Genomic DNA, 16,985 nt, shown 5'->3' on the forward strand with positions numbered 1-16,985 from the left:
TGCGCAGGAAGCACATTGCTCCTGCTTGATACATCAATGATTCCCTAATTTACCGTAGAGCGTTAACGGGATAGGCCACCTCATATTGCGCCGCTTCAATCCATGTCCCCGTAGTGAAGTCCCGTCCCCGTACAAGCACTTTATCAGCATAGACTTCTATATAATAGCCCTGGCTGCCGCTCTTGTGTTCATCCGCATCCGTCCAAAGGTAGGCCACCGAAGCGGCATTGAACATCGTAGCCGTCTGTCCGTTGCCGGGATACATAGTATTGCTGACTTCCAGCTCCCAGTGGGTATGCCCGGTGAACAGCAAGGTCTGCGGGTGCCGCGACAGAATAGTACGCAGCTCCTGATCCTGAGTTACCCCGTACCATTCCTGGGATTCCAGCGAACCGGCTACCGTATCCTTCAGCGGCTGGTGCAGGAAGAGGAAGACGGGCTGATTCGGCAGGTGAGCCTGTTCCGGGTACGGCTGCATTTGCCCGTCAGGCTCGGGTTTGTCCGGTGCGCATTCCCCAAGCTTACGGTCCAGCCACTGCAGCTGCTCGCCGGATAAATGGCAGAACGTCTGCAGCCCTTCCTCAGTGCCCAGGAAGATGAAATGATACCCTGAGGTCCAGTGATCATGATAAGGACCTGGCATCCCCATGCGGGAAGTATACATCGCAAGACGGGAATCCCAATGGCCGAGGCCGACGTCATGGTTGCCCAGGGTGTAACGAAGCTGCGGCAGTGAGGCCTGATGCTGTTCAAGAATACGCTGGACCTCCTCATACTCCTCCGGGAAGCCATTGTTCGTAATATCTCCAATATGCATGATGCCGCTGCTGCCCTGTGCGTGTAAGGCCAAATCCTGTAATGCCTGCCCGAAGTTCTGGTTGTACTCGTGTTCCGGATCGGCGGTGACATGGGTATCGGTGATAATCTGGAACGTCAGCAGCGGTTCAGTAACGCCCGGTATGGAAGATGTATTCATAGGTAAGCGAAGCCTCCTTGAAATATTTTATTCGTTTGGCTAATGCCCCTTGGCACTAATGTTCAAGCCAACAATCCCCGCTACAATCACAGTCACCCACAGGAGGGAGGAGCCCGTCAGCCGTTCTTCGAAAAACAATGCCCCCGCCAGAGAAATCAGGAGGATACCTGCCCCGGACCATACGGCATAAGCGACTCCAACTTTGATGGAGGTGAGTGCGACACTCAGTGAGGTGAAGCTGATTCCGTAGAATACGAACATCAGCACAGAGGGCCAGGGCCGTGTGAGGCCATGAGACAGCTTCATGGAGACCGTTCCGGACAGCTCGAAGACAATAGCCAAGGCAAGAAATACCCAGGCCAAGGCCCCTTCGGCCTTCATCGTGTAATCCTTCGTACGCCAAGCTCTGCATAAGAAGACACGATACAATCTGCATCCGGCAAAAGAGTCCCGGCAGCCTGCGTGTCTGCCGCCGCAGTAACCCGGCTTGCTGCCGCCTGCCCGTTCCCGCCCGCATTTGCGTCCGGTCCTTCCGCCGCAGCTGAAGCCGCCAGCCCGGCGTTGATTCCGCCGGCAATCCCAATGGCTACGGCAGCGCCCGCTGCCTTCGCCATCCGCATATCTCCGTTCGTATCGCCGATGACGGCGGCTTCGGCCGGAGATACCCCGAGCCGCTGGCAGGCCAGCAGCGCCATGTCGGGGAAGGGCTTGCCCCGCTCCACCTGATCCGTGCCGATCACGGCGGTGAAATACTGGCGGATGCCCAGCCAGCGCAAATGATTCTCGGCTGCCGCAGTTTCATCGGCAGTCACTACGGCCATAGGTATGCCCTGGGCTGCGCACGCGTCCAAAAAGGGCACCAGCCCGGGGAGAGAGCGGACCGGACGGCTCTGCTCCAGCATCGCATCCGCTACATTCCGGCAGGAGTCCACCAGTTCAACCGCTTCGGCCCAGGATAGGCCAAGCAGATAACCCTGCCAGGACAGAATGGCATACAGATCGCTCATCGTCCCCATGGCAAGGGGGCCGTTACGGTCATAATCTGTAATCCTCCCCTCAGCATCATGAACCGTTCCCAGCAGGGAGGCCAGATGCTGCGTGGGGAACCTCAGGCCGCGCTGCTCAAGCTGACGGTTGAACTGGGTGAGGAAGCATTCGCCCCAGCTTCCCCAGAGGGAGATGAACTGCAGCAGCGTTCCGTCCTTGTCGAACAGAATGGCGGATACGGGATAGTTCCCTTGCGGAGTGATAAGCTCAGTCATGCTGCATTCCCCTTTACCTTTAACGATTTTTTCGTTTATTTCAGCTTATCCAGTGCCGCCTGAGCCGTCTGCTGCGCTTCCTTCAGCGCCTCGGCTGCCGGGATATTCTCGATCTGTACCTTATCCGCTGCGATGGTCAGGGCATCATTAATTTTGCCGCCGGTCGGGTCCTGGAAGGGGGCCGAGGCGTGAGCTGCCTGCTGCAGGGGAATTTTGATCTGCGGATTGCTCTCACTGAAGGTGACGAATGCCGGATCTTCCAGCGCAGACTGGCGGACGCTAATATATCCGGTATGGATGGACCAGAACGCGGTATTCTCGGAGCTTGTGAAGTAGGTCAGCCATTTCATCGCTGCCTGCTTCTCGGCGTCTGGGGCTTGGGCAGGAATACCGGCCATACTCGCCCCGGCGACAGGTTTGCCTTCGCCGGCTCCGGCCCAGCCCGGTTGCTCCATAGCGGAGACGACGCTGAAATCAAGGTCGCCCTGGTCGCCGCTGGAGCCGGTGTATCCGGCCGCCTGGCCTTTCATCACATCGTCAATCGTCTTGTACCAGTACTCCCAGCCTTGCCCGCCGGAGTGGATACGCATGATCTTGTCGTCATGAATCGACTTGCGGAAGAACTCCCAGGTGTCGATCCACTCCGGGGAATCAATCGTGACCTTGGTGCCGTCCTCACTAAGAATACTGCCTCCTTTGCTGAGAGCGGCATCAATCATATTGCCGGGGCCCCACATCGGTTCCCAGCCGTAGAAGGTGGTTTTGCCGCCTTCGGAGACGGTCATTTTTTTCGCGGCCGCAGCGAGGTCTTCCCAGGTCTTAATCTGGCTGGCGTCTATGCCGCTTTTCGCAAAAGCATCCTTACGGTAGTACATCACCTGGGTCGATCCATACATCGGGAGGAAATACTGCTTGCCGTCCACCCGGCCCTGGTTCAGGAAGGTCTGGACGAAATCCTCTTTATTGAAGTCCGGCTGCCCGGCAATCAGCTCATCCATCGGGGCGTAATACCCCTTGCGCGCCCAAGCGATATTGGAGGAGAGGACCACCGCCGGGACCTGCCCGGCAGCAATCGCTGCCTGAAGCTTCTGTTCGGTCTCTGTATAATCCCCCTGCACGATCCCCTTGACAACAACCTCCTGCTGGGAGGCATTGAATTTCTGAATGAGCGATTCCATATTTTCACCCAGCTTGCCGCCGAGCCCATACCAGAATTCAATCGTGACCGGTGCGCCTCCTGCCGGAGCGGCATTGGCAGCAGGTACGGCTGCGCCGTCCGCTGCTGTAACCTCACCCGAAGCAGCATTCCCGCCGCAAGCGGTGAGTACGGAGAGACCGGCGATCATGGATACTGCGGATAACCTTTTGAAAATATAAGAATATATATGTTTCACGCTATACATTATCCTTCTATTTCTCGCTGAAACGGTACCGTCCTTTAAAAGGACGGCGAAGCTGTTTCCACTTGATACGTTCATCATCATTCTCCTCTTGGGTATGGAAGTTTAGGTGTTAGCCTTTACTTGAGCCTGCGGTCATGTTGACACTTTGCATTATCGTTTTCTGCGCCAGCAGGAAGACTAGCAGCAGCGGGGCAATCGTGAAGGCGCTGGCGGCCATGATGAGCGGCCATTTCAGTCCGTAAGCACCTCCTTCCACGAAGAAGCTGCGCAGACCGGCCGAGACCAGCTGCAGGCTGGGGTCCTTCGTAATGAGCATCGGCCAGAAATAATTATTGTACTGGTCAATGAAGGTAATCAGCGCCAGCACGGCGAACGATGATCTTGTGACGGGCACCAGTACGGTCCATAGAATCCGCATATGCGAGGCCCCGTCCACTTCACCGGCCTCCACCAGCTCATGCGAGACCTGGAGGAAGGCTTGCCGGATCAGAAAGATGGCGAAGATACTCACAGAGTTGGAGAGAATTAGCCCCGCATAAGAGTTCAGCAGATGAAGCTCGGACAGGATCAGATAGCCGGGCAGGTAGACTGCCGTAGCGGGAACCATATAACCGAACAGAATCACTCCGGCAAAAACGCCCTTCAGGCGGAATTTCATATGCGTCAGCGCATAAGCCATCATCCCGGAATTGATGATCTGCAGGATGACAATGGAGACAGCGACGAAGATACTGTTACCCATATATCTGGCGAACGGAGCCTCGTTCCAGGCTGCGGCGAAGTTCCCCCACAGAGGCACCTCGGGCCAGAGAGTGGGCGGGGAGCGCCAGATTTCATCATTGGTTTTGAGGGCACTCGTAACCATCCAATAGAACGGGAAGGCCATCAGAAGAGCAAGCGCGGCGAAAAAAATCTGGCGGACCAGCCCGCTGATACGTGTGAATATAGGCAAGCGGTGAGACCTCCTTGTGAATAATGAAGCTTCTATTGATAATGAGTAGTCCGCTTGCTGATCCCGAAAGAGAGGACCGACAGCAGCATGCAGATCAAGACCAGGACAACCGCTACAGATGAAGCTTCTCCGATCTGGAAGGATTCAAAGGCGGACTGATAATACAGATACAGCAGCGTACGGGTGGAGCCGGACGGGCCGCCCTGGGTCAGCACATTAATCTGGTCATAGGCCTGAAGTGCCGAGACTAGCTGCACCACGAATAAGAAAAGAGTGGTCGGCGAGATCAGCGGCCATGTAATCCGCAGGAACTTCTGCACCGGGCTTGCCCCGTCCAGCTCCCCGGCTTCCAGCAGGTCGGAAGGCACATTGCGCAGCGCCACCAGATAGAAGATCATTGCCCAGCCGACCGACTTCCAGATCGTGACCAGCAGGACGCCGGTTAATGCCCATTTGGGGTCCTGCAGCCAGCCGATGGAATCCAGGCCGAAGAAGTTCAGCACCGCATTGGCAAGCCCGGCTTCAGGCTGATAGATCCAGGACCAGACGATAGACACAGCGACGGTCGGCGTCACCCAAGGCGAGAACAGCAGGACCTGATAGAGGGCGGAGCCTTTCAACTTGCGGTTCATCAGGAGGGCGAGCCCTAGTCCTAGCAGGATCACCGGCAGCACACTGCCGAGGCAGAAGAGGACGGTCACCCTCAGCGCCTTGTAAAAAGCCGGGTTACTGAGCAGATCGGTATAATTCTGCAAGCCGACAAAGGTTTTCTCCGGGCTCATGAAATCCCATTCCGTGAAGCTGAGATACAGCACATACAGCAGCGGCGCGAGCCAGAACACAGCGAACGGGACCATGGCCGGCAGGGTGAACAGCACGGGCTTCAAGCCGCCGATAAACTTTGAACGTGTCATTTTCGTCCGGATTCCCCATTCCATTCACATTGTTTGATGCGATATAATGCAGAGGACAACACCTCTGTTCAAAAAAAATTGTACACTCAAGAAGCAGACCTATGGTCAAGCGGGAGTAAAGCCCGGTTGGAATTTGTGTAAAATTTGTAGAATGACTGCCTTAAAGCTTCAGTATTGTGTAATGTAGAGGGAACGATTCTATCCGAAAATGAGGTGCCACCTGATGAAGCAGGCCGCATTTGGCGGGGACAACCCGCATCGTTCACCCCGGGAGCAACTGCTCGGCCCGATGATTGATGCCATAGCACAGACCATGGATTTATATGGAGCGAATTATTCCTTCGGACAGCTGTACGGGGTGATGTTCTTTGAGGACAAGCCAATGACGCTGGAGGAAATGAAGCAGGTAATGAATATGAGCAAAAGCAACATGAGCTACGGTGTCCGCTCCCTAATCGCCTCCCGGATGGTAACGAAGCTGCCGGAGAAGCGTGAGCGGAAGGAGCTGTACGCAGCGGAGACCGACTTCTTCGAGGCCTTCCGGAACTTCTTCACCCTGAAGCTTCAGCGGGAGATCGATGTGATGCAGGAAGCGATGGGAGCTGCGGTGCCTGAGCTTCGGGCGCTGATCGATGCAGCGGATACACCCGAAGAGGAGCGCCAAGCCTGCCTCCGGGATCTGGAGAAGCTGGAGCATGCGGCCGAGTATTATGCCTGGCTGCAACGGTTCGTCTCGGGGCTTGCGGAGGGGGAGATCTTCGGCGGGGAGTTGCCGGGGGGAGGGGCGGAATATAAGCTATGACCAATCAAATTTTGATCGTTGATGATGAGGCGGATATTATTAAGCTGCTGCAAGATTATTTTGAGATCAATGGTTATCAGGTCTTAACCGCACGAAGTGGAACCGAGGCTTTGCAAAAGGTAGCGTATAGTCCAGACATTATTTTATTGGATATTAATATGCCGGAGATTAATGGTCTTGAAGTGTGCGCCCGCATACGGGATTATGTATCCTGCCCTATTATATTCTTAACCGCCAAAATAGAAGAAATTGATAAAATCAATGGCTTTCGCGCCGGTGGTGACGATTATATTGTGAAGCCCTTCAGCATTGACGAGCTTGGAGCGAGGGTGGAGGCACATCTGCGCCGTGAACAGAGACAATCCATTAAGACACAAACCAAATTTTCAGAGGATTTAGTAATAGACTATTCTTCCAGAATGGTTTACTGCAAAGGATGTCCAATAACTTTTGCCAAGAAAGAATTTGGGATCATTGAATTATTATCCATGAACAGCGGTCAAGTATTTGATAAGGAACATATTTTTGAAAGGGTCTGGGGCCTGGAGCATGAGGGAGACAGCGCCGTTGTTGCAGAGCATATCAGAAGAATCCGGGTTAAGTTTACTGAGATTAGTGATCATGTATACATTTCAACAGTATGGGGTGTGGGCTATAAATGGGTAGGTTAATAAAAGGTTTTCGTAACTTATCCATCAGGGTGACATTTATGATCTATATGCTTATATTTGTACTTATTGCCGGACTCCTTAGTGTGATTACCATTACTGGGGTAGGCCAGATACGTAATAATATGTTTCTGAAGTATAATGCGTCTTACACCTCAGCGGATATCGAGAACCCGGTAATTATCTACAATATGAAGGACTTCAATACAGACTATTCGTATAAAGATCAACAAATTATTAAGTTATGCAGTTTTCTGGACTCCTGGTCCATTTTGATATTTTTTGGGCTGGCTACCTTGTTGGCCTCCTGGTTGTTTTACCATAATAAGCTCAAACAACCGATTGGGACTTTACGCGAGGCTTCTCAAAAAATATCCGGCAACGACTTGAACTTTCGTATTCCGCAAGCTAGTGAAGATGAGATGGGACAGCTATGCGGGTCTTTTGAGCGAATGAGAGCCGCGCTGGAGGATAATAACCGTCAGATGTGGCGATCCATAGAGGATAGAAAACAGTTAAATGCAGCTTTTTCACATGATTTGCGGACACCGCTGACAGTACTGCGGGGTTACGCGGATTTTTTAAATAAATATCTGCCAGAAGATAAAATAAGCAAAGAGAAGCTGCTGGATACGATATCAACTATGAGCGCACATATATTACGGCTGGAGAACTATGTGCAAATTATGGGCGAGGCCCAAAAACTCGACGATATCTCGGTAGCATGGACCAAAGTAGAGGTTTCCGTTTTTTTGGAACAACTAAGCAGTTTGGCTGAATTTCTGGCACGGGAACAGTCACTGGAACTTTCATTTGAAAATCATATATCTGAACCATTTTTGTATTTGGATACAGGAATGGTTACCAGGATATACGAAAACTTGATTGCCAATTCCCTTCGTTATGCGAGTCTGACGATTTCTGTCCGATTTGAAATGGATGAGGGATTCTTTTCGATTACAGTCAGTGATGATGGCAAAGGGTTCTCCAGCCAGGATCTGAAGCTCGCTACCACTCCGTTTTATACTAGCAGGACGGAAGCTGAGGAGAGCCATTACGGCATGGGGTTGAATATTTGCAAGGTACTGGCTGAGAAGCTGGGGGGCGGTATTCAGCTAACAAACCATAAGTCAGGCGGCGCCTGTGTGAAAGTTTGGATAATGCTGCACCAAAGTTGATAAAAAATAGATATTTATTGGATATCCTTTCCTAGAGAACAACCTGGGGGAGGATATTTTTGTATCCATATATAAAGGGAGGCGCCGATATGATTCTGCAAGGGAAGAAATTGTGCAAATATTATGGCACTGGAGAGAGTCAAGTGAAGGCCATTCATGATGTGGATTTCGCTGTGGCAAAAGGGGAGTTTATTTCTATTGTCGGGCAGTCGGGTGCAGGGAAAAGTACATTAATGCACATCATTGGCGGCTTGGATGCACCTACAAGCGGGGAGGTCATCATCAATGGGACTTCCATTTATACAATGCCAATGAGTCCATTAGCCATATTTCGCCGCCGCCAGATCGGATTTGTGTTTCAGGCTTTTAATTTGGTACCCTCACTTAATGTGTGGGAGAATATCATTTTACCTATCGGGCTGGATGGGAAGAAAGCAGATGTTAGCTATATTGAAGATATTTTAAATACTTTGGGGATCTATGAAAAGCGGGCCAGTCTGCCCACAGTATTGTCTGGCGGCCAGCAGCAAAGGGTGGCAATTGCCCGTGCATTGGCAGCTAGACCGGCTATTGTGCTCGCAGATGAACCCACAGGAAATCTCGATAGCCGTTCTAGCAATAACGTTTTGGATTTGCTGCGTTTATCCGTAGAGAAATATAATCAGACTTTGATTGTTGTAACGCATAATGACGAAGTGGCTAAGCTTGCAGACCGGACGGTTCGGGTAGTAGACGGTTCCATTGCAGTAGAGGTAGAACAATGAAAAATAGGATTTCGGTTCACCAGGTATCTCTAAAAAATTTACGTCATCACAAAAGCAGGACAGTATTGACTGTAGGTACAGTTGCTTTAGCCGTAGCCTTGATTTTTGTAGTGCTGACTTATTTCTATTCCAATGACCAGCGGAGTAAACGGGAAGCGATTAATGAGCTAGGTGCCTATCATGTGCAGTATGAGCATTTGTTGCCGGAGCAGCAACAAGCTATCGAGAATAATCCGAAGATAAAAAAGCACTATGTTTCCTATATCAGTAAAAATATTAAATCGGACACGTTTGAAAAATTGAATATTAATATGGCTATAAGTTATATAGAGGGAATTAATGAAGGACTGATTCAATTAAGGGAAGGGAGAGCCCCGGTAACAGACGACGAAATGGTACTGGATAAGTGGGTCATAGAGGAAATGGGCTTTCCCTCCAAATTGGGAGAAGTAATACCCTTAGATTTACAAATTAAGAGAGCAGGGAAAATGGAACATATAACAAAAAGTTTTAAGCTGGTGGGCATTGTTGATGATATTGCCGTACGTAAAACGGTTAGAGCTGGTCTGATGTTTATTTCTCAAAGTCTTTCCAGGCAATATAGTCCTAACCCGGATATTGTTATATTTGCTCTTTTAAATTCGGACTTCAATGCCACATCTACGGCACATAGAATTGGTGAGGGAGCTAAGCTAAGAGAAGATCAGATCCAAATCAATGAGCGTTATAGCGGCGCATATGAGCAGAATCCTGTATCTATTCTGAAAGCAGCCGTAATTGTATTTGTAATTTTAATTAGTGCAGGCATGGTTATTTATAATATTTTCAATATATATCTATCCGAGCAGATCCGTTTATTCGGGATGATGAAAGCGATAGGAATGACTCCTAAGCAACTACGCAGCATGATCCTTACAGAAGGGCTTATTATTTCACTGGCGGGCAGCTCCATGGGTCTTCTGTTGGGGGGAGGGGGAAGCACGGCATTCATTCCCTTCTTAGGAAATATGGCTAGTGGAAACTCCGCATTATATGTTGAATTGTCCCCTTATATTGCTTGTGCTGTTTTTGTTATGGGTCTGATTCTCGTTATGCTATCTGTTTATATGCCTGCTAGAAAAGTAGGAAGCCTTACAGAGATTGCAGCGATTCGTTATAATCCGGCTGAACCCCTGGGAAAGAGAAGCCTCGACACCAAGAGCAAATTGAAAAATTCAATTAGCGGTTTTTCCCTGGTGTCGGCACAGCTTATTCGATATCGTAAACGTACCTGGGTGACTGTAATATCCATTACGCTGACGGGTTTTATTTTTGTGGTCACAGGGAGTATCTTCAGTAGCATGAATATTGATAATATGGCTGGAAGTATGGTGCCTGGAGACTATAAACTAAGTGCTGCTAACCTTGACTCTGACGAACAACTCGATTTGTTAAACGAGAAAATCCTTAAACAAGTTAGTGATATTCCAGGTATTGAAAAAATAATGACAGAAATGTATGCTGTCTCGACTTATAACAAGCAGGATGCAAACCTTCATCTCAAGGACTTGGCGAGTATGAAAAACCCGGAAATTCGAACGGATATTTATGCTTACGATGATGCCTTAATGAAAATTACACTCAAGAGGCTAGGGAAAGATGATTCTATGCTTACAGAACTGAGAAATGGTGATAATCTCATTGCGGTCGCGGAAGATGGAGGGTACCAAGTGGGAGATAAAATACGATTGGCAAAGTATGGCGAAGGACAGAAAGAACGTGTATTCACTATTGTTGGTGTATTGCCCAACTATGTTACGTATAAAGGTAATTCTTCAGATGGAGGAGTTCTTATTGCTCATCAGGACCTGTTTAAACGATTGGATCTGGATCAGCGTATCAAGCAGGTTAGCGTTCAAGTTAATGAAGGACAACAAGGGGAAGTGGAACGGAATTTAAAAGGCATTGCAACTGCTGATCGAAGAATAACATTCACTTCGTTCCAGGAGACTTATCAGGAGTTCAATGGAATGAAGAAAGTACTCCAGTTGGCGGCTAATAGCCTTACTTCAGCATTGCTGATTATCAGTATATTTAACTTAATTAATTCTAATTTAACCAGTATGTATGCTAGGAAGCGGGAAATTAGTTTAGTTGAAGCCATTGGCATGTCACGGAGTCAACTAACCATGCAGCTAGGCGGTGAAGGTTTCATTGTCATTCTGTTCAGCTTGTTAATCACCTTTTCATTGGGTATACCTGCCGGATACTTTGGCGTGGAAATGTTCAAGCAATCAGCGAGCTATGTTCAGTATCAATTGCCAATGGCAGCCATGCTGACCCTAGTATGCGCCTATTTTACAGTTCAAGTAGGGACTACCTTCTATATGCAGTGGCGCCTCAGCAAGGAGAGCTTGATGGAACGAATCCGGTTTAGTGAATAAATGAGGGAAAGCAAATAACTGAATTTTATAGGAGGTCTATAACTGTGTATCAGTATAAAATGAAGTTTACAAAACCTTGCTACGGTTGCTTAATTGTATTCATCTTTATTGCACTTTCCTTGACAGCGTGCGGAACGAATAAGGGAGAGGGTATCGCTCCTGAGTATCATGGCGTAAAGTACACAGGACAAGGTACTTTGGAAACAAAAGTTAATGTGGTTATTTACAATGAAGATGAGGTTCTATTTCTGCAGACGGTTAAGGTTATTGATGATCATCCTACAGTGTGGAAAGCACTTCAGGCAATCTCAGACAATGCTGAACAGGGAATGCTAATTGAAAAGGATCAGAAAGGACAAATAAGTAAGGTTGACGGAATAGAGAATAATCAAACTAAAAAGTGGAAGCTGTATATTAACAATATCCTTGAAGATGAAGACCTTGAAAATATCGGAATTGACGAGGAGCAGCCATTGACATTGAGGTACATAGCCGATTCTTAGGGTATAATGAATTTTTAGCAACGGAAGAGAGGGATCATACCATATGAAGAACAAATCACAAGCTAATCCGGTGTACGTGGTGGGAATTGCGCTCTTATTTGTGTATTTATTTTGGGGAGGTACCTATGTCGGCATGAAGATTGCCATCGAGACGATGCCGCCTTTTCTGATGGCGGGGGTCCGCTTTTTTGCGGCAGGTGTGGTCCTTTATATTATTGCCAGATTAAGCGGAGCGAAGCGTCCGGTAACGCGTGAATGGCGCGCCTCCGCAATTGTTGGCGCCTTGCTGTTACTTGGGGGCAACGGGGTTGTGGCCTGGTCAGAGCAAAGAGTCTCTTCCTCCATCGCTTCGCTCATTGTGGCGGCAGTGCCTGTCTGGATGATGCTGATGGGCTGGCTTGGACGCGGCGGCAAACGGCCGAATACCGGAGTCATCGCCGGAATTGTACTTGGACTGCTCGGCATCGCTGTACTGGTCTTCCAGCCGGGCAAGGGGGAGACGGGCACCGCTACCGATCTGATCGGAATTATTACCGTGCTGGCAGCTTCCATCAGCTGGGCCGTAGGGTCCATGTATTCCCGAAGCGCGACCATGCCGGGTTCACCCTTGATGGCGACAGCGGCGCAGATGCTAACGGGAGGCGCGCTGCTGGTGATATTCTCTTATTTTACCGGCGACTGGTCCACACTTAATATCTCCGGCATTTCTATGCGATCATACCTGGCTCTGGCCTACCTGATCACATTCGGCTCCATTGTGGGCTACACAGCCTATATCTGGCTGCTTAAGAATGCTGACGCTACCCTTGTCTCCACGTATGCCTTCGTTAATCCGGTAGTGGCGGTGCTGCTTGGCTGGTTGCTGGTAGGCGAACAGCTTACCCTGAACACCCTGATCGCTGCCGTGATCATAATCGGGGCTGTGGTTTTGGTGACTGTTTTCCGTGGTAAGCCGCAGCCGGCGGCTACTCAAGCAGCGCTTGATATACAACCGCAGCAGCAGTCGATACACTGAGAGCATCTTAGCCGAAGGAGTGGTAAGTATGTTTGATATGTTAAAGGTAGGCCGAAATATCGTTAGATTGAGAGGTATGGCGGGTCTGACTCAAATGGGGCTTGCGGACAAGCTGGGCATCAGTTATCAGGCAGTTAGCAATTGGGAGAGAGGGGCAAGTATGCCGGATATCTCCAAGCTTCCGCAGCTGGCAGAAATCTTTGATGTGGGGATCGACGAGATCCTCGGAGAAGGACAAGGACAGGGCTCCCGCATGATCGAGAGCGTACTGGGGCATGGCGGCACAGATTATTTTCAACGGGGGGAAGGAACGGCTCAAGAGCTCTCAGACCTTGCGCCAATTCTTCATAATGAGCAGATTGGTGAAGCATTTGAGCATGTGAAGGAGAGGGCGGCTGTAGAGGATCTGCTGGCACTGGCGCCGTTCCTGAGCGAGGAGACTCTCGATTCATGCGCCAAGCAGATGTATGAAAGGGAAGGGATGGAGCCCTTGCTGAAGCTGGCCCCGTTTGTCAGTGATGAAGCATTGGACGAGCTGGCCAAGCTCGTATATGCCGCAGAAGGTCTGAAGGCACTGGTGGAATTCGCTCCATTTATAAGTGATGAGATGCTGGATGAACTTGCAGAGACTGTCTTGATGCAGGAAGGTTCGGAGGCACTGGTAGCCCTCGCTCCATTTATAAGCGACGAACAACTGGACCAACTTGCTGTAGCTATTTCTACAAAAGAAGGCGTTAAAGCGCTCCTGCCCCTCGCCCCGTTCCTCAGTGAGGAAATTCTGGATAGCCTTGCTGTGCAAGCCTTCAACAAATAACGGCTTTATCCTATACCCAGCAACAGCCGGTACTCTTTCAGAGCATCCGGCTTTTTGGTATGCCTTTATTCCATTTCACGGAGCCTTTCGACGATCGGGCTGCAGGCGAGCGGCTTATAGGCGCTTAAGGTGATGAGATAAGAGAGGACTGCCAGGATCGGGATGATCAGAATAAACGGCAGCCACATCATCCGGAATTCCATGTAGGCCATCCCTGCGGCAATACCCCTGGCGGTGCAGTAAGTCAGCAGCACACCTATAGTAGAGGTAAGCAGCGCAGTGAGAAGCACGGTGTACATGCCTTCGTAGACGAGCATACGTTTGAGCTGCTGTTTGGTCATTCCAATGCTCTCTAGAACGGCAAATTCATGCCTGCGGGCGATCACTCCGGTCAGGACAGAATTAATATAATTAAGCAGGCCAATAAGTGCAATTACGAGACTCAGTCCATACCCTATAATCTGAAAAATACGGATATTATCGCTTAACTCCTCCCTGTAGTCTTCTCTTGATTTCAGCTGAAGAGCATCCAGCGGGCGGATAGCCTCCCTGATCAATTGCCCCGTTTCATCAAGCTTGCCGGGGGCTGCATTCAGAGTAAGCGAGAGGATGTCTGCCGGAGTCCCGCTCTCCAAAGTGGCTTGCCGGAGTTCGGCTGCAGGCAAAAAGGCATTGTAGCCGTTACCGAAATACGTTTGACTGGTTGCTGCATAGAAAGCATTATATTTCAGCACGGCCATCACTTCGTACCTCCTCTTTAATCCGGAATAGCTGATAGTATCCCCGGGATGATAGTAGCTTGTATAAGCACCTGGCCCTGTAAGAGTCTCCGCCACCAGTATGTAATCTCCGGAATCGAATTGTTCCCTGTTAAAGTGACCTTCAAGTATATCCTGATCTGCGAGATCGTACCAGCCGGAATCAAGCCCGTAGAGCTGGGTATGAACTTTGGCGGGAAGGGCAGAAGGAGTGGCTGAAGACTCGGCTGAAGCACGGACGGAATCATCCGGAGGATAAGAGAAGAGGGTATAATATACTTTATCGATACTTTCCACACCGTCCAGATGCTTCAGCTTCGCACACAGTTCCTCGGACAGCTCGGTTTCATTGACTGAGCGTTCCCCCTCCTGCTGGATAATTCCCTTGTTGTGAATCATATAATCTCCATGAATATATGCACTGAGATATTTATTGACATCCATGGAGGAGATCACCGTAAATATCGTATTAAATAGCAGAATGCTTAAGAAGAGCGAGGATAACATCAGGCTCAGCTTCTTCTTGCTCCGGAACAGGTTGGAGAACGACATCCGGTATAGTCTGGCTCCATGCTTGGATGGCTTGAAGGTTCTTTTTTCGCTATTCTGAACGCCTGAGAATTTAACGGCTTCCACCGGAGCGATGTCCGCTGCCAGCCGGCCTGGCTTATGCGCTGCGATCCACACGGTCAGGAAGGAGAAGAGGGCTGCCCCTGCAAATATCCATGGACTGGATGATAGAGAATTTCCTTTAACCTCCCCTGATAGCGAAGTAGTCAGAGGTGTAACCCATCTGCCGGTCATATAGCCGGAGCCAAGGCCGAACGGCAGGGCAATAAGGTACAACAGCCTGGCTTGAATAGCGATGATTCTCCTCAGTTGTCTCGGGGTGGTGCCAATCATTTTCAGCAGGCCGTAGAACTTCACATCCCGGACCACTGAAATATAAAAAATATTGTAAATAAGCAAGTAGCCGCTAAGCATAATGATAAAGATAACTGCGGCATATGGAAGGATATTCTCAACATTGTCCGCCAAAGATACGCTGGAGTATGCCCAATTGATCCCGATGGGAGCCGTAATCCTCGTATCAGCCAGAATCCTGTTCAGTTTTTTCTCAATATGAAATGAATTGTTGAACATGACACTCAGTTCTGAGGTGTTTACGTAGGATCCGCTTTCCTTCGATTGTACGGGATCAATGTCTGAGAGGTTTTTATCGGTAAAGGCCTTGGACACAAAAGCCAACCCTGCCATCGCCAATTGCTTGTCCGCTTCATAATAGCCCGACAAGGTGAATTTCCGGTTAATGATCCGTTCTCCGGTATCGATCTGCAACGTGATTTCCTTCCCTAGCTCCGGCTGCACCCCTAGCTTGCCCAGAACCCAGGTATTCAGGGCAACCTCATTCTCTCCGGCAGGCAATCCCCCTTCAACGAATTCTATGAAGCCATGATCAGCGTAATTCTGGTCAACCTGCAGCACCTCAACCCGGTCCTGGTCGAATGCTTTATTATGCAATATGCCGGAATGAAGGGAGAGGGCGGATTGTTTAATGGAAGGGTGCTTCAGCAGCGTCTCCACTTGTTCCGGGCTAAGATATTTAAACCCTCCGTGAAAGTCACTTCCGACTGTCTTCATCTGTGCGTATTGCATGGATTGGTTAATGCTCAGAGCCATGGTGAAAATGGAGGTGATGAGCAGTGTAGTCAGTATAATGGCGCAGATGGCAGCCAGATTCCGCAGCCTGTTGGCTCTCAGGCTAGCCATCGCCAGATTTAATATGCTCTTCCGGTTGTTCGTCGCGATCATAACCGGCTCTCCCCGGGGGCCTGCGTCGATCCCGAGGCAAGCCTGCCGTCCTCAATGCGGATGATCCGGTCCGCCATCTGTGCAATGCTCTCGTTGTGTGTGATCATTACAATGGTCTGGTCGAATTTGGCACTGAGCTGTTTCAGCAGGATAAGTACCTCCTGGCTGGTCCTGCTGTCCAGATTGCCGGTGGGCTCATCGGCCAGAATAATGGAAGGTTTGGTAGCAAGTGCTCTTGCGATGGCTACACGCTGCTGCTGGCCTCCGGAGAGCGCAGAAGGCAGGTTACCAACTTTCTCCTGAAGCCCCAGACTTGAGATAATCAGGTTCAGATATTCCTGGTCAATCTGGCCTCCGTCAAGCTCAATGGGCAGGACGATATTTGCCAGCACACTCAGGATCGGCACCAGGTTATAACTCTGGAAGACAAATCCTACAGAACGGCGTCTGAAGATGGTCAGCTTCTCATCACTCATCTGAAAAATATCATGCCCGTTGACATAAACCTTGCCCTCTGTAGCCCGGTCCAGACCGCCGAGCATGTGAAGCAGCGTGCTTTTTCCGCTGCCGCTCGTGCCTACGATTGCCACGAACTCCCCTTTTTCTACATTTATAGACACGTCGTCCAGGGCCTTGACCGTATGTTCTCCTTTTCCATAATATTTCTTGAGATTCTCTATTCGTAGAATAGACATGTTATCTTCCTCCTGTGCGTATGTTCGTATCCACATCTACAAGGTA

General features: G+C 49.8%; 16 protein-coding genes. 8 read left to right on the forward strand and 8 right to left on the reverse strand.

All coding sequences use genetic code 11. From position 1 onward, the window contains the following. Positions 1 to 49: 49 nt before the first annotated feature. The 6 genes from ACFSX3_RS30230 to ACFSX3_RS30255 all read right to left on the reverse strand — a co-directional run bounded on the left by ACFSX3_RS30230 (position 50) and on the right by ACFSX3_RS30255 (position 5,507). A complete protein-coding gene (locus ACFSX3_RS30230; RefSeq protein ID WP_209994114.1) occupies positions 50 to 976 on the reverse strand; it encodes a metallophosphoesterase family protein in 927 nt (308 codons plus the stop codon). Positions 977 to 1,015: 39 nt separating this feature from the next. Further along, positions 1,016 to 1,357, reverse strand: coding sequence for a DMT family transporter (locus tag ACFSX3_RS30235; RefSeq protein ID WP_339220248.1), 342 nt, complete (start codon positions 1,355 to 1,357; stop codon positions 1,016 to 1,018). Further along, on the reverse strand, positions 1,354 to 2,238 hold the full coding sequence (locus ACFSX3_RS30240; protein WP_209994113.1) for an HAD family hydrolase: 885 nt from the start codon (positions 2,236 to 2,238) through the stop codon (positions 1,354 to 1,356). The genes ACFSX3_RS30235 and ACFSX3_RS30240 overlap by 4 nt, the downstream gene beginning before the upstream one ends. Positions 2,239 to 2,273: 35 nt before the next feature. Continuing rightward, positions 2,274 to 3,584 (reverse strand): ABC transporter substrate-binding protein, encoded by a 1,311-nt coding sequence (locus tag ACFSX3_RS30245; protein WP_379258585.1) that lies wholly within the window; start codon positions 3,582 to 3,584, stop codon positions 2,274 to 2,276. 166 nt (positions 3,585 to 3,750) lie between these two features. Then, positions 3,751 to 4,593 (reverse strand): carbohydrate ABC transporter permease, encoded by an 843-nt coding sequence (locus ACFSX3_RS30250; RefSeq protein WP_209994111.1) that lies wholly within the window; start codon positions 4,591 to 4,593, stop codon positions 3,751 to 3,753. Between the two features lie 32 nt (positions 4,594 to 4,625). Then, positions 4,626 to 5,507 (reverse strand): carbohydrate ABC transporter permease, encoded by an 882-nt coding sequence (locus ACFSX3_RS30255; protein WP_379313653.1) that lies wholly within the window; start codon positions 5,505 to 5,507, stop codon positions 4,626 to 4,628. Positions 5,508 to 5,730: 223 nt separating this feature from the next. Here ACFSX3_RS30255 and ACFSX3_RS30260 point away from each other — a divergent pair, with 223 nt between their 5' ends. From ACFSX3_RS30260 to ACFSX3_RS30295, 8 genes are all read left to right on the forward strand, one after another. Then, positions 5,731 to 6,309, forward strand: coding sequence for a GbsR/MarR family transcriptional regulator (locus tag ACFSX3_RS30260; protein ID WP_209994109.1), 579 nt, complete (start codon positions 5,731 to 5,733; stop codon positions 6,307 to 6,309). Beyond that, on the forward strand, positions 6,306 to 6,980 hold the full coding sequence (locus tag ACFSX3_RS30265) for a response regulator transcription factor (RefSeq protein WP_209994108.1): 675 nt from the start codon (positions 6,306 to 6,308) through the stop codon (positions 6,978 to 6,980). The genes ACFSX3_RS30260 and ACFSX3_RS30265 overlap by 4 nt, the downstream gene beginning before the upstream one ends. 38 nt (positions 6,981 to 7,018) lie before the next feature. Further along, entirely contained in the window at positions 7,019 to 8,155 is a 1,137-nt protein-coding gene (locus tag ACFSX3_RS30270) for a HAMP domain-containing sensor histidine kinase (protein WP_209994107.1), read from the forward strand. An 89-nt stretch (positions 8,156 to 8,244) separates the two neighbouring features. Next, complete coding sequence (locus ACFSX3_RS30275; protein WP_209994106.1) at positions 8,245 to 8,919, forward strand: ABC transporter ATP-binding protein; 675 nt, start codon at positions 8,245 to 8,247, stop codon at positions 8,917 to 8,919. Next, the gene (locus ACFSX3_RS30280; protein WP_209994105.1) at positions 8,916 to 11,342 is read left to right on the forward strand and encodes an ABC transporter permease; all 2,427 of its coding nucleotides are present in this window, start codon (positions 8,916 to 8,918) and stop codon (positions 11,340 to 11,342) included. Before ACFSX3_RS30275 ends, ACFSX3_RS30280 begins: the two co-directional genes overlap by 4 nt. Before the next feature lie 44 nt (positions 11,343 to 11,386). Then, a complete protein-coding gene (locus ACFSX3_RS30285) occupies positions 11,387 to 11,845 on the forward strand; it encodes a hypothetical protein (RefSeq protein ID WP_209994104.1) in 459 nt (152 codons plus the stop codon). A 43-nt stretch (positions 11,846 to 11,888) separates the two neighbouring features. Further along, the gene (locus ACFSX3_RS30290; RefSeq protein WP_209994103.1) at positions 11,889 to 12,860 is read left to right on the forward strand and encodes an EamA family transporter; all 972 of its coding nucleotides are present in this window, start codon (positions 11,889 to 11,891) and stop codon (positions 12,858 to 12,860) included. A gap of 28 nt (positions 12,861 to 12,888) precedes the next feature. Next, positions 12,889 to 13,674: a helix-turn-helix domain-containing protein gene (locus ACFSX3_RS30295; RefSeq protein ID WP_209994102.1), complete on the forward strand. Its 786-nt coding sequence runs from the start codon at positions 12,889 to 12,891 to the stop codon at positions 13,672 to 13,674. Between the two features lie 65 nt (positions 13,675 to 13,739). Here the strand turns inward: ACFSX3_RS30295 and ACFSX3_RS30300 are convergent, their stop codons facing one another. Both ACFSX3_RS30300 and ACFSX3_RS30305 read right to left on the reverse strand, forming a co-directional pair. Next, the gene (locus ACFSX3_RS30300) at positions 13,740 to 16,244 is read right to left on the reverse strand and encodes an ABC transporter permease (protein WP_209994101.1); all 2,505 of its coding nucleotides are present in this window, start codon (positions 16,242 to 16,244) and stop codon (positions 13,740 to 13,742) included. Further along, positions 16,241 to 16,939, reverse strand: a complete 699-nt coding sequence (locus ACFSX3_RS30305; RefSeq protein ID WP_209994100.1) for an ABC transporter ATP-binding protein — start codon at positions 16,937 to 16,939, stop codon at positions 16,241 to 16,243. The genes ACFSX3_RS30300 and ACFSX3_RS30305 overlap by 4 nt, the downstream gene beginning before the upstream one ends. Between the last annotated feature and the right edge of the window lie 46 nt (positions 16,940 to 16,985).

Source organism: Paenibacillus rhizoplanae, from assembly GCF_042684125.1.
Taxonomy (GTDB): Bacteria; Bacillota; Bacilli; order Paenibacillales; family Paenibacillaceae; genus Paenibacillus_AQ; species Paenibacillus_AQ rhizoplanae.